This is a genomic window from Anabaena sp. FACHB-1391, assembly GCF_014696755.1.
Classification (GTDB): Bacteria; Cyanobacteriota; Cyanobacteriia; order Cyanobacteriales; family Nostocaceae; genus Dolichospermum; species Dolichospermum planctonicum.
Map to the genome: position 1 here is coordinate 38,592 of NZ_JACJQS010000034.1, position 14,208 is coordinate 52,799.

The following is a 14,208-nucleotide window of genomic DNA, read 5'->3' on the forward strand; positions in this document are numbered from 1 at the left end:
AATGAATAATAGTTTATCCACTTATCTAGTTAAAAACCAAGATAACACAGCTAAAATCCAGGCTTGGTTAGTTTGCGAAATTTCCTCTTTATTAGCAGTTAACCCAGAAGAAATAGATATTCGTGAACCTTTAGATAGTTACGGTTTGGACTCAGCACAAACCATAATTATCGCTAGTAAGGCCGAAAAGTTTTTGGGATGCAAATTATCTCTTATTCACCTTTGGTATTATCCCACTATTCAAGAACTTTCTATTAGACTATCTGAAGAATTAGAAAATTCACAGTCAGAAATTATCCAGCTATAATCTCTACATATTCTGTTTAATTACTGACAATCTAGTTTTTCCTCCTTGATTATTGGGACACTTCGCTAGATTAGGAAAATCCTATCAGCCAGGTGTCCTCTTTCCTAAATTGTTGTTTTTAAATACGAGAAATTTTGTTATGAATGCAGCAGAAATTTTAGCCAAACTTACTCAACAAGGTGTATTATTTTGGGCAGAAAATAGCAAACTTAATATTCGTTCTCCCCAAGGTGTAATTACTCCAGAAATGCAATTAGAAATAGCTAGATATAAAGCAGATATTTTAGCATTAATTCAGGAAATGAATGTTACAGATAACTATACTAATCAAAGTTTAATTCAAGGAATTAGTTTACAAACTATTGGTAAGTTAATTGGTGGTTTTTCTGGAGAATCACCCATTGGATACCAACCTCCAATTATTAATGCTAAATTCATGGCTGAAAATTTGAAGGTTACTTTTAGACCTTTGCCTGATTATTATGAAAATAAAGCTATTATTAGATTTCGTCAACAATTAATTTTCTATTTGCAAAAGCATGGTGTGAAAGTAATTCCCTGGAAAGAAGCGACAATGGAATTACAACATACTATGAAAATCCCTATTATTAACTGGCATCAATCTTTAAAAATGCAGGTAGTCAAAGCAGATATTGCTGCTATTGTAGACGTGGAAAGACCAAATTCATGGTTAAGGAAATTAGGAATAATTATCGCTGAAAGTTGGTATAAATTATCTTATAGATGGCTAAAGGAAAAACAACAAATGTCTGTTGTGCAAATTGCTAAATTGAGTAGTTGGGCTGAAGATCACGCAGCTAAATATGTGGAAGATCCTACAAATACACAAGTAGTAATCTTGACTGATATAGATGATAAATTTGTTAGCCCAACTACACCTTATACAGAAAAAATTCCCATGGGGATAAATACACTAGTGAAAACTTTTTCAGAAGTTGTTATTGGTATATCCCATGAAAAATTTTCTATTCTGAATATGAATCTCTCTGATTCTAACTTTAATCAGGATGAAGTTGAGGATTTTGCCTTAAAATCTCTGATTCCTAAGATATTTGTCCCTATTACTCCTCTATTAATTAACCGTTTTCAACTGGGAGAATATAATCCTCATTTATCAGATTATGCTCATAAATTGGTGAAAATGGGTGAAGAATTAGCATCTACAGGTTTATTTCCAGCGGGGTTTAAATTAGACAAAGTTATTAAAAGAAAATCCCATAGAGATATTGTCAATGTGATCGTTAATGGCAGAACAGGAGTATCTTATGGTTTTGTAGCTTATGCTGAACCTCCTCATTATGTAGGTAAACCAGAAATCACTATTGAGGAATGGGAAAACTTATTACCTGTACCCGGATTTAGTATTTATGAACTTCGTCAAAATCAAGAAGGTAGACGTTATCTAAAACTAAATATCAACGCAAAAAATAGATTTAAACAAATACCTGATATTTGGCTAGTTAGTTCTCGTTCTGGCGCAAATAAAACAGCTTTAAATATTGATTGTGATGTCCTTCGCATTGGGTTAAAAGATACATTACATCTGCAATTACCATTAGGAAATCAATCAAAAAAGGCAGATATTAAACCTTCCTATGATATCTATGTGATGTTAGCTATTAGTTTAGCAGCGGCTTTGTACACACCAGAATTAATTAAAAATGGTGCGCCCATAGTTCACTTTCATGGCTATCCTGATTTTGATTGGTTTCAAGACAATGAATACTGTGTGGGGATGAATAATCCTGCTGTACCTTGTGGAACTTATGAATCAGGAGTTTTAAACTTTTTAGGAATTGCTAATTTAGGCGATCAAATCATTCATAATGTCAAATTAATTAGCTTAGTAGAACCAGATCATGGGACAAATTTTATTGCTAATGATTGGGAGTATTTAGTAAATAGGTTAAAGGCTGGGTGTGTGATTGGAGAAATTGAATTAGGTGGTAAAAATTTCCCCTCTCTGAGAAATCGGTGACAGGGAAAAGTCAGGGGAATAGGGGAAAAATTTCTTTCTTCTTTCTTCTGGCATTTTTTTTATTCCTGACTCCTGCTATATGCCGGCTGGGTAAATGTCCATCTTTGCGCCATTGAGGGAGAATTGTGGCACGATGGAGGCAGCCATGGCAATACTGCATCAACTTAGGTTATGATCCAAGACAAAAAAGTATTGTTAGCTGTGGGAAATTGTAATAAAATAGTTATTTTCCCATTGTCAACGAAAATTTTGGCGGAAGGGACGTACTATCCTCTGAATGTTAGTTGATTGCAAAACACCCTATATACTCCCAACCTTGACTAGGAAATGAATCCAGAAAACTCAGAAACTTACCTAAATCATCCAACTTGGGGTTTGCTCTATAGGATCAGTATGGTTGATGAGAACCAGGATCTGTTTACCACACTCTACGCCCAACGCCTATTTTTTCTGGTAACAAGTGAACTTAAAGTCCTGAAATTTCAGCCCATTGGCCGCACTGAAGCTAGAATGATGCTGGAAAATCGTTTACGTATTTTGCGCCGCAGTGGTAACTCCCAAGAGTATGATCAACTTCAAGGTGTATTTCAGCGCACGTTCCAATGACTAATTCCATTAGCGATAGCTTCGCTCACCGTAGGCAACGCCTTGCTAATATTCGCTCCTCACTACCCCCTACGGTGAGGTTGATTGCTGTGACAAAAAGAGTGTCTACTGAATTAATGCGGGAAGCATACACCGCAGGAATTCGTGATTTTGCCGAAAGTCGCATCCAAGAAGCTGCCAGTAAACAAGCCGAGTTACAAGATTTAGCGGATATTACCTGGCACTTTATAGGACATCTACAAAGTAATAAGGCTAAAAAAGCCTTAGAACTATTTCAGTGGATTCACTCCGTAGATAACTTAGCACTAGCGCAACGTTTAAATACTCTAGCGCAAGAATTGGGAGTGACCCCAAAGGTATGCTTACAAGTCAAAATTCTCCCCGATGCGAATAAATCTGGTTGGATGATTCCAGAATTATTTGCTGACTTGGAAGCACTCAATCAATGTCAAAATTTACAAATTCAAGGTTTGATGACAATTCCGCCTCTAGGGTTGGAATCTGAAGAAATCTTGAAGGTGTTTAATAGTACCTACGAACTAGCGCGAACCATCCAATCACAAAATTGGTCAAATATTACAATGCAGCAGTTATCAATGGGGATGTCTGGAGATTACCAATTGGCAGTGCAAGCAGGGGCAACCATGGTAAGATTAGGTACAATATTGTTTGGACAACGTCCATAGATAACGCTGTAGCTGTGGTGGTCTAGAACGGATTGACAATCTTTCGAGAATCTATAATCTCCGCTATTGATATAGCGGTATGCAATTAAATTAGATACTAATTTTTATCGCAGAGGCTTGGACAATTAAGGGTTTTACTCTTAACTACTGAAGTCCGCCAGAATTGTCAAAGAATATTATAATCTCATAAATAATGCTGAATTGTAAAAGGGGTGTGACCACCTTTATTTTTAATTATCATTAGGCTATAATCTTAACTCATTGTTATAGATTCGTTAATGTACAAGCATTAACATCAATATCTGTTGATAATCTGTTGATAATTGATCATTTGTACTAAAGAATAAAGTAAGTAGTACAATTTCTAAGTCAAGTATCTACTATAGTTATGAATACTGGCTACAAGGGGCCGAAATGCAACTTATAGCCAGGAAAATTAGGGTAATTTTCATCCGGGAGTGTACAACATGGCCAATATATTTTCTAAACTCAGGGATTTTGTCGGTTTGAATGAGCAGGTAGAATACGAATACTACGAAGAAGAAGCCGATGCCGGCGATAATTATCAGAATGTCTATCAACAACCCAATCCTCAGCCAGCCCCACAGGAAACTAATCCTCCTCGACGTTGGCGGGAAAATCCACCTGCAACTACAGATGAAGTAGCACCAACAGTATCCAAACCTATGAGTAATGTTATTGGTATGCCCGGCGCAATTAATGGAATATCTGAAGTTCTAGTTTTAGAACCTCGGACATTTGAAGAAATGCCCCAGGCAATTCAGGCCTTACGCGAACGCAAATCAGTAGTATTAAACTTGACGATTATGGACCCGGATCAAGCTCAACGAGCAGTTGACTTTGTTGCCGGTGGTACTTATGCCTTAGACGGACATCAAGAGCGAATTGGCGAAAGCATCTTCTTATTTACCCCCAGTTGCGTACAAGTTAGCACCCAAAGCGGTTTAGTACATGAAGTACCGATTAACCAAGCCCGTCCTGCCCGTCCAGCAGCTACAGCAACTTCAGCTTGGGGAAATGAACCCACTCGCATGGCACAGTAGCGCTAAATTAGTCATTAGTCCATAGTTTTAAATCCCCAATTAATTGTATTCGCCCTAGCGTTTCCTAAACAAGGATAATTAACTATTAAGAATTGACTACTAACTAGTGACTAATGACAATGAATATAAAATTTGGCTTAATTGGTGGTGGGATAATGGCAGAAGCCCTATTATCCCGCCTTATTGCAATTGGTACTTATCAACCATCAGAAATTATAGTCAGCGAACCCCAAGGGGAACGCCGCAGCTATTTAGAACAGAAATATGGGATATCTGTAACTACAGATAATAGTCGGGTTTTAGGGGAAGCACAGGAAGCTGTTATGTTGGCAGTCAAACCCCAGATATTTACTACTGTAGCTCAGGAATTAGCAGATATTTCCCCGGCAGAAAATTCACCTGTAATCATTTCTATACTGGCGGGTGTAAATTTAAAACAATTGGAAGCAGCCTTTAGCCAATTCCCGATAATTCGGTCTATGCCTAATACTCCCGCCACAGTAGGCGCGGGAATAACGGCGATTTCTTTAGGTGCTTATACTTACGCTAGTCATAAACAAATAGCAGAAAAGATTTTTGCCGCTGTGGGGGAAGTGGTGGAAGTTCCCGAAACCTTGATGAATGCAGTTACAGGCTTGTCTGGGAGTGGACCTGCTTATGTGGCATTGATGATCGAGGCTTTAGCTGATGGTGGTGTTGCTGTGGGTTTAAATAGAGCAATGGCACAACAACTAGCTATACAAACAGTATTAGGAACAGCTAAACTGTTACAAGAAACCAAAATCCATCCCGCTGAACTCAAAGACAGAGTTACCAGCCCTGGGGGTACGACTATTGCTGGTGTTAGCGCGTTGGAAAAGGCCAGTTTCCGTTCCGCTGTTATGGAAGCTGTTAAAGCCTCGAAAGAACGCGCTCAGGAATTGGGGAATGGTTGATAGGTGAGGTGAATGTTTCTATTTTTATGGTAGCAAGTACATCATCAGAAATCAGTGAATCATTTCCTTTAAAGCTATATTAATTATTTCTTCACTAACTCCATGATGTTTTAAGTTTTCAATAAAAGTAGAAATTCCCTGATTACGACTTTCTAAATAATATAATATTGTGGCAATGGGGGAGGGAGGATCAATAGGATAATTTTGTTGTTCATAAACTTCTACTAAGGTGGTTAAAATATCTAATTTTTCATATTCTGGTGTATTAGGTTGAGCATCAAAAATTTGTTCAATTGCTTTTAATGCTTGTTGATAATCTGTTTATGTTCTAATGGGTTTTAAGTTCATAATATCAAACCTCCTTCCAGGGAATAAATTCCTTCTCTAATATAGAAAAGTCGGTTTTAACCGACTTATGAAAAAAAGTAAGTTTCTCACCCACAATCATCATAGCAAAATCATGTCCAACTAGATAAACGGGGAACTTTTATTAGTTCTTGACTGAGACTATCATGAAGATGACCATTAGTGGCTAAAATTCTCCCCGATTCAATTTTGATCGGAGTCCCATCATAAGCAGTGACCTTTCCTCCCGCTTCCTGAACCAGTATTATTCCAGCCACAACGTCCCAAGGAGCTATTCCTCTCTCCCAATAACCATCAAGTCGTCCACAGGCTACATAGGCTAAATCTAAGGCGGCTGCACCACCACGACGCACACCCTGGGTAAGATGGGTCAGATGACAAAATTCAGCATAATTATTATCAGCGGTTTCTCGACGATCATAAGCAAATCCACTGGATAACAGGCTTTTATTTAATTCTGCTGTTTGGGAAACATGAATAGGACGACGGTTACGGGTTGCACCTAAACCCGCCCCAGCCTGAAATAATTCATCACGAAAAGGGTCATAAATTACTCCTACTTTGGGTACACCCTGAATCAATAAGCCAATGGAAACAGCAAAACAAGGATATTGATGGGCGTAATTAGTTGTACCATCGAGGGGGTCAATAGCCCAGAGAAAATCATGGTCTTGATTTCCCAGTTTTCCCGACTCTTCTGCTAAAATTGAGTGTTGGGGAAAATGACGACGCAAGACTTCTAAAATTACCTGTTCTGAGGCTTTATCAGCAGCAGTAACTAAGTCACCCGGACGGCTTTTTTCGGTGATTGTGTTTTCTAATTTACCTAAATAATCTTGTAAAACTACACCTGCGGCCAGGGCTGCTTCTGTAGCAATATCTAGAAAAATTTGCATATTTGTTAGTTGTTAGTTGTCAGTGGATTTAACGATAAAGACGACGATACTCTCCAGGAGTGATTCGCATAGGTTGATCAGGGTTCCAGATACCTTTCCCCATGATTCTGGCCCATTGTTGGGCGTGTTCCAAACGTTGGTTATATTTATTATTAGGCGATCGCGCCACAAATAAAGCATATCCTTGTTTAATGATTTCTTCGTTTAACAATAGTTGATCTTTCCATACATAAGCTAAGGTACGGTTAAATTTATCCTTGTTTTCTAGGTCAAATTCCAGTTTTAGAGATTGATTTACACCACCAATCAAGGTTTCTAGTGTTTTTTTTGCATCCTCCCCCCAAGGAGTTTGACCCAGATCTGGAGCATCTAAACCAATTAATCGGATTTGGGAGGTTAAATTGGGTTGTGTTTCCATTCCCAACACTTCCAAAGTTTGTCCACTCACAACCCGCGCTAATTTGACATCAGAGGGAATTGTTGCGGATTTATTTTGGCTTTGACAACTCAGCAAAAATAACAAACTCAACAATATAATTATTTTTATTTTTGTCGCAGAAATGCGAAGACGGAATACAATAGAGATCGTCCTCGCCATGAAATTTGTTAACTTGAACACAGAAAAAGTATTAGTCCTCATCTAAGGGTAAACCCGCTTTAACTCTACCTTTACCAAAAAAGCGCCCAAATTGAAGTTCATAAACTTCATCTTCGTCTTGTGTTTCTACTTCTAAATCAGAACGGGCGTAACTTACACATAATAAAGCGTACCCTTGACGGCGTAAAGCAGGGGAAAGGCCAATGGCTTCTGGTTGATAAATTTCTCCTGATACAACTCTCACCGCACAGGTTGTACAAGCCCCATTACGACAAGAAAAGGGGAGTTCAGCCCCGTTATGTTCAGCAGTGTGCAAAATATAACGGTCTTCGGGAACTTCCAGGGTATGGGATATACCAGTTTGGCGATTATAAACTTTAATGGTGTGGGTTTGAACCATTTTGATTTTTAGCTTTTCCGCTGAGGGGGTGTCAAAGTCTATTATAAGAAAATAGGTGGAAAACCCGGCATTTTCAGGTCAGGGAGTCATGAAAAAAAATATTTTTTTAAAATGCTTGCTTTTTTGAAAATTCTGTTGTAGGATTGTAAAGCGAGACACCTGGAGAGGTGGCCGAGTGGTTGAAGGCGCAGACCTGGAAAGTCTGTTATGCAGTAATGTATACGAGGGTTCGAATCCCTCCCTCTCCGTTCCTAAGTGACAAAAAAGTTCGATTTGATGATGACTAGCTTAGGTAAGAATCACTTATTTATAACTGTAAAAATATGAATAAGTGGCTACCGTTAAATCTGAAATTACAAAAGCTCCGGGTTAAATTACTCAATGACCCCTACTATCGTTTACAATCCGGTGAAGAAGTGCAAATAGCGGCTGAATTGGGTTTGGGGATTGATGCTAATCAAGCGACGGTGGATGATTGGTTGCGTTTACCTGGGTTATCAATTCATCAATGCCGATCTTTGGTGGAACTTTCCCGCGCTGGTGTAGTATTTTATTGTCTTGAAGATGTGGCTGCGGCTTTGGGTGTACCAGTGCAGCGATTAGAACCACTAAAACCTCTGTTAAGATTTAACTATTATGACAATTATTCTTTAGATAAACCCCAACTAATTAATCCCAATACAGCGACGGTTGAGGGGTTGTGTAAAATTCCTTTTATTGATTTATCCCTCGCACAGACAGTTATAGAAAACAGACTGGCTGCTGGTCCTTACCTAAGTTTACTGGATTTCCAAAAACGGTTAGAATTATCAGGGGAAGCGATCGCTCAGTTAATGTATTATTTGCGATTTTAGTTAGTTGTCAATAAATGAACACAAGTTGGTACAATTCTGTTGTAGAACATCGTCAAAGGGTTTTACATAATTTAGCAGATACCCTAAATGCCGGGTTTGTGTACAGGAAGAGAGTGAGTATCCTGTGGTCTTTTTGGGATGGAGGAAATTCGGGCTTACGCAAAATATCTCTCAAACCCTCTTAAATTCCTGTTCTTTGCGTTCTTCGTGGTTCATTCTTCCGTAATTTATACGTAAATTTATATGTAAGTTCTGTTATTCTATATCATTCATAAATCTGATCAGCAAACCTATTTATCATTTTTTATGTATTATAAATATAACTTATATAAAATCTACAATACTTTTAATATTCAGAACTTAGGAAAATTCAACTTGAGATTTTCTTAACAATTAATTGAGAATAATTTTTATTTAGCAACGAGCTTGCAATACTTTCGGCGATTTGCTAGAATTATTGAGAATTTCATAATTGGGTTACTATTGTCAATTTTCTACCCTGCTCAAAAGATGATCTGTAAAAGTCTTTATTTATAGTCGTTTCAGAGATAAATTTTGAAAAAATATACAAAACTTTACAAATTAGGAGTGGTTTGAAAGAGTCAATTGGGAAAAAATTATTCAGCAAATCATGTACTTTGACTATTAGAACAAATATACCATTGACAAATAGGTTAACTTATGGTATGTAGGGTGTGTTAGCGATTAGTAACGCACCATATTATCAAATCATTTAAATTGTCTAATGTGCGGTTATGAATAATTGAATCTTGATCATATCCCATCAATCACAGGATAATTTGATGATGTAGAGACGTTTCATGAAACGTCTCTACAACGTGGTTCAGCTACATGATACCAGAAGCTACGCTAAGGTAGGGGTAAAGTTATCAGTTGTCAGAGTACCAGTTAAACCTGTCACCTCAATAATGGCATCAGTAGCGGCACTAAATCCTGCGGTAGCGTCATTAATAGCGACAAAAGTACGGGTATTAGCACCAGTACCAAAGGTAAATTGAGCAGCAGAGTTAGCTATAAAAGCAGTAGGAGTTAACTTAGCTGTAATGCTTGCTGTATTAAGTGCTATCACAGATCCGGCATTAAAGAATCCGTTGCGAGCAGTGGAAACAAGGAATAAATCATTAGCATTGAAGTCAGTAATCACATCAAAGTTACTGTTATTGATATTGTTACTGAAAACAGAATCAGCTAAAACACGGTAGTCAAAACGGTCTACTCCCAACCCTCCAGTCAGAGTATCTTTTCCCAGCCCCCCGGTTAAGGTGTTGTTAGCACCGTTACCAGTAATGACGTTATTAGCTGCGTTCCCTATACCGTTAATGGCTGCTGCTCCTGTTAGGGTCAGGTTTTCCACGTTAGCAGGCAAAACAGTGTAAGTAACACTAGATTGAATGGCATCTATACCACCGTTGGCACTTTCCGTAATAGTGTCAGTGGTGCTATCAACAATGTAAATATCATTGCCTAAACCACCAATTAAGGTATCTATACCTGCACCACCGTCAAGGGTGTTATTAGCACTGTTACCAGTGATGACGTTATTACCCGCGTTACCAGTACCGTTAATAGCTGCTCCTGTTAGGGTCAGGTTTTCCACGTTGGGAGCAGTAGCAAGAGTAAAAGTGACACTAGATTCAATAGTATCTGCACCCTCCTCCAGTTCCTCCGTAATGATATCAGTTGTACTATCAACAACGTAAGTATCATTACCATCTCCACCAATCAAAGTATCAATACCCGCACCACCATTAAGGGTGTTATTGATTTCATTACCTGTAATGATGTTATTACCAGCATTCCCTGTGCCATTGGCAGCCGTTCCTATCAGGTTCAGGTTTTCAATATTTGCAGAGAGAGTATAGTTAGTGGTGGTGTAAGCCGTATCCATGCCTTCGTTGGCATTTTCAATAATGCTGTCACTGCTATTATCAACGAAGTAAATATCACTGCCTAAACGACCAATCAAAGTATCAATACCCGCATCACCGTCAAGGACATTATCGGCAGCGTTACCTGTGATGGTGTTATTAGCAGTGTTACCAGTACCGTTAATTGCTGCTGTTCCTGTCAGGATCAGGTTTTCGATATTCTCAGAGAGATCATAATCAGCGGTGCTGTTAACCGTATCCGTGCCAGCGGCGGCATTTTCAGTAATGCTGTCACTGCTATTATCAACGAAGTAAATATCATCGCCTAAACCACCAATCAAATCATCAATACCTTCACCCCCATTCAGGGTGTCATTACCTGCTCCACCATCAAGGGTATTATCAGCACCGTTACCCGTGAGGACGTTATTAGCTGCGTTACCTGTACCGTCAATGGCTGCTGTTCCTATGAGAGTCAGATTTTCAACGTTGGTAGCAAGAGTCGAAGTAACACTAGTAGATTGAGTATCTGTACCACCGTTGGTAAGTTCTGTAATGGTGACAGTGGTGCTATTTACAATGTAGATATCATCACCTACTCCACCAATCAAATTATCATTACCTGCTCCACCATCAAGGGTGTCATTACCTGCTCCACCAGTTAAGGTATTATTAGCACCATTACCCGTGAGGACGTTACTAACTGTGTTACCAGTACCGTTAATGGCTGCTGCTCCTGTTAGGGTCAGGTTTTCCACGTTAGCAGGCAAAACAGTGTAAGTAACACTAGATTGAATGGCATCTATACCACCGTTGGCACTTTCCGTAATAGTGTCAGTGGTGCTATCAACAATGTAAATATCATTGCCTAAACCACCAATTAAGGTATCTGTACCAGCACCACCGTCAAGGGTATTATCAGCACCGTTACCCGTGATGACGTTATTACCCGCGTTACCAGTACCGTTAATAGCTGCTGTTCCTGTCAGGGTCAGGTTTTCCACGTTGGGAGCAATAGTGTAAGTAACACTAGATTGAATGGCATCTATAATACCACCGCTGGAATTTTCAGTAATGATATCATTTGCGTCATCTACGATGTAAGTATCATTACCCAAACTACCGATTAAGGTATCTGTACCAGCACCACCATCAAGGGTGTCATTACCTGCACCACCATTGAGGGTGTTATTACCACTATTACCCGTGATGACGTTATTAGCTACGTTACCCGTACCGTTAATGGCTGCTGTTCCTGTGAGAGTCAGATTTTCGATGTTCGGCCTGGCAGCAATAGAGTAGGTGACACTGGATTGAATTCCATCTGTACCTTCATTGGCACTTTCCACAATAATGTCAGTGCTACTATCAACAATGTAAATATCGTTGCCTGTACCACCAATTAAGGCATCAATACCCCCACCACCATCAAGGGTGTCGTTACCCGCTCCACCGTTGAGGGTATCATTACCAGTTATGGTTTCAATGATGCCTCTTCTTACAGAAGAGGCACTTAAATCATTCCATTGACCAGCATCACCCAAAACCATCTCCACATAATCTTCATTCCCGGAATTATTTGGTTCATCTGAATACCAATTAGTGTAAGTAGAGGTTTCACCACTCACCCACTTAAACTCGCCTTCTGTCACCTCATCTGTAAACCCAATCCACAGTTGTTCACTACCACCAAAAGTAGTGACTAACCAATCCTGCTCGCCTTGATCATTGATGGTGACAAGATTTCCCCCTAAACTCTGTGCCTGAGCTTGAGCTTGTTGCCATGTTCCAGCAGTGCTTAACAGATATGTATTACCATTGTAGTTGAATAAGGTAGATCCGCCGTAATCTGCGACATCCCCATATAGCATATCATTACCCGCACCACCGTTGAGGGTGTTATTACCACTATTACCCCTAATGGTATTATTACCAGCGTTACCCGTACCGTTAATCGCTGTTGTTCCTGTTAAGGTCAGGTTTTCGATGTTCGGCCTGGCAGCAATAGAGTAGGTGAAACTGGATTGAATTCCATCTATACCCTCATTGGCATTTTCCGTAATGATGTCAGTGGCGCTATCTATAATATAGATATCATCACCTAAACCACCAATTAAGGTATCTGTACCCGCACCACCATTGAGGGTGTCGTTACCCGCAGCACCATTGAGGGAGTCATTACCAGCATTACCAGAGAGTTGGTTATTTTGAGTATCACCAATAATGGTGTCATTTTGACTTGTTCCCAGAACATGATCAAAATTGGTGACTGTGAATGTTCCCACTCCTGGTAGACCATTGATAGTCAATTGTTGGGTTTGTAAATTGAAGTTGATAGAGGCTGCATTCTCCGTAGTAGACACATCAATGGTATTATTAACCGCACTGGCATCAGCAATAATTGTCTCTACTGAAATCAGTTGATCATTTCCCAGTCCACCACCTTTAGTGATGATTCCTGTGGGTGAAAAAGTTATACTTTGACCAAGTTGGCTATAGTCTGCTGTGTCATTACCTGCTCCACCATCTAGGGTGTCGTCACCCGCACTACCTTTGAGGGTGTCATTGCCACCAAAACCACTAACAGTGTTATCAAGTATATTACCATCAAGGGTGTTATTACTATCATTACCATCGATGATGCCTTCCTCGGCTTCAATTGAGAGAGACCAACCACCATCAACATTTCCCATATCACCACGAGTATCATCCACGATGTAGAGCCGCCACTCACCGTTCGGGTCAGTATCGTTAAAGACAGAAAAGTCTGTATTGTAAGGTCCTTCGGGGGCAGGGAAGTCAAAAAAGTCGGGGTCATCAAAACCATCAAAACCATCAAAATCAAAATCAAAATCAAAATTAGTTGGCCGATAAGTACCACTGCTAATGGCATCAGAATCAGAAAGACTAGAAGTGGCAGTGGCATCAAAAGTCAAAGTAACGTCGGTTAAACCCGTATCACCCCCTACATCAGACATCAGGATGCTCTTCGCGCCCGTTGGACTTACTAAAAGCACATCAATGTCACCCGAAAAAGTATGGTTGAGGTTGGTCAGGGTGACTGTTAGCTTAGTCAAGCTACCACTGATTCCAGAAACATTGATAATTGAAGGATAAGGATCACTTGCCCCGCTGTCTGGAATAGAGATGAAGTTAGTGTTACTGAAAGTTGAAATTGCCATGGAGATAACCCTGTGTATTGTGAATGGTTATTTTCTCAATATTATCATACCTGAGAGATAGTTTTGTACTGAGTTTGTACTGAGTTTGTACTGAGTTTGTACTGAGTTTGTAATCGCCTGGATAGCAATAGGATTTAAATATCTATCTTTAGATAGATGATAAATCAGCCTTAAAGTACATAGTTGACATTTACTTACTTGATCTATTAGCTTGGAAAAAGACAATTAACGTTATAAGTAATTGCGTAAAATACCAACATCCCACCATATAGGTGAATAACTAAGTGAACAACTACTTAACAAAAATCAATGTCAAGATCACTGAGAGTTCGTCATGACTGCATTGCCAAAGTAAAATTAGCAGTTACAGACAACGGATACCCTAACCAAAGAGTTTTAGCTCGTGATACAGGATTATCCCTATCT

Annotated in this window: 11 protein-coding genes and 1 tRNA gene; 8 read left to right on the forward strand and 4 right to left on the reverse strand. The window is 39.3% G+C overall.

Going from position 1 to position 14,208, the window contains the following annotated elements; all coding sequences use genetic code 11:
* Window position 1: 1 nt before the first annotated feature.
* The 6 genes from H6F62_RS15580 (at window position 2) to proC (ending at window position 5,597) form a co-directional block, all read left to right on the forward strand.
* Window positions 2-307 carry an acyl carrier protein gene (locus H6F62_RS15580; protein WP_190372447.1) on the forward strand — a complete coding sequence of 102 codons (306 nt, stop codon included), beginning with the start codon at window positions 2-4 and terminating at the stop codon, window positions 305-307.
* A gap of 139 nt (window positions 308-446) precedes the next feature.
* A complete protein-coding gene (locus H6F62_RS15585; protein WP_162501168.1) occupies window positions 447-2,306 on the forward strand; it encodes a hypothetical protein in 1,860 nt (619 codons plus the stop codon).
* Window positions 2,307-2,633: 327 nt separating this feature from the next.
* Window positions 2,634-2,912 (forward strand): transcriptional coactivator PipX, encoded by a 279-nt coding sequence (pipX, locus tag H6F62_RS15590; protein ID WP_028082939.1) that lies wholly within the window; start codon window positions 2,634-2,636, stop codon window positions 2,910-2,912.
* Window positions 2,909-3,598: a YggS family pyridoxal phosphate-dependent enzyme gene (locus H6F62_RS15595; RefSeq protein WP_190372442.1), complete on the forward strand. Its 690-nt coding sequence runs from the start codon at window positions 2,909-2,911 to the stop codon at window positions 3,596-3,598. The genes pipX and H6F62_RS15595 overlap by 4 nt, the downstream gene beginning before the upstream one ends.
* Window positions 3,599-4,065: 467 nt before the next feature.
* Window positions 4,066-4,662: a cell division protein SepF gene (locus H6F62_RS15600; protein WP_190372443.1), complete on the forward strand. Its 597-nt coding sequence runs from the start codon at window positions 4,066-4,068 to the stop codon at window positions 4,660-4,662.
* Window positions 4,663-4,781: 119 nt separating this feature from the next.
* A complete protein-coding gene (gene proC / locus H6F62_RS15605; RefSeq protein ID WP_137906910.1) occupies window positions 4,782-5,597 on the forward strand; it encodes a pyrroline-5-carboxylate reductase in 816 nt (271 codons plus the stop codon).
* A gap of 458 nt (window positions 5,598-6,055) precedes the next feature.
* On the opposite strand, the gene H6F62_RS15610 is transcribed toward proC, so the two are convergent.
* Genes H6F62_RS15610 through H6F62_RS15620 form a run of 3 tightly spaced genes read right to left on the reverse strand, consistent with a single transcriptional unit; the run spans window position 6,056 to window position 7,857 of the window.
* Entirely contained in the window at window positions 6,056-6,859 is an 804-nt protein-coding gene (locus H6F62_RS15610) for an inositol monophosphatase family protein (RefSeq protein WP_190372444.1), read from the reverse strand.
* Window positions 6,860-6,887: 28 nt separating this feature from the next.
* Complete coding sequence (locus tag H6F62_RS15615; RefSeq protein ID WP_242026030.1) at window positions 6,888-7,457, reverse strand: thermonuclease family protein; 570 nt, start codon at window positions 7,455-7,457, stop codon at window positions 6,888-6,890.
* 31 nt (window positions 7,458-7,488) lie between these two features.
* The gene (locus tag H6F62_RS15620; RefSeq protein ID WP_028082833.1) at window positions 7,489-7,857 is read right to left on the reverse strand and encodes a 2Fe-2S iron-sulfur cluster-binding protein; all 369 of its coding nucleotides are present in this window, start codon (window positions 7,855-7,857) and stop codon (window positions 7,489-7,491) included.
* A 161-nt stretch (window positions 7,858-8,018) separates the two neighbouring features.
* Here H6F62_RS15620 and H6F62_RS15625 point away from each other — a divergent pair.
* Together H6F62_RS15625 and H6F62_RS15630 are read left to right on the forward strand one after the other, a co-directional pair.
* Window positions 8,019-8,105 (forward strand) — tRNA-Ser (locus tag H6F62_RS15625).
* Window positions 8,106-8,180: 75 nt separating this feature from the next.
* The gene (locus tag H6F62_RS15630; RefSeq protein ID WP_137906790.1) at window positions 8,181-8,711 is read left to right on the forward strand and encodes a ComEA family DNA-binding protein; all 531 of its coding nucleotides are present in this window, start codon (window positions 8,181-8,183) and stop codon (window positions 8,709-8,711) included.
* An 865-nt stretch (window positions 8,712-9,576) separates the two neighbouring features.
* On the opposite strand, the gene H6F62_RS15635 is transcribed toward H6F62_RS15630, so the two are convergent.
* Complete coding sequence (locus H6F62_RS15635) at window positions 9,577-13,782, reverse strand: bluetail domain-containing putative surface protein (protein WP_190372446.1); 4,206 nt, start codon at window positions 13,780-13,782, stop codon at window positions 9,577-9,579.
* Window positions 13,783-14,208 lie beyond the last annotated feature (426 nt).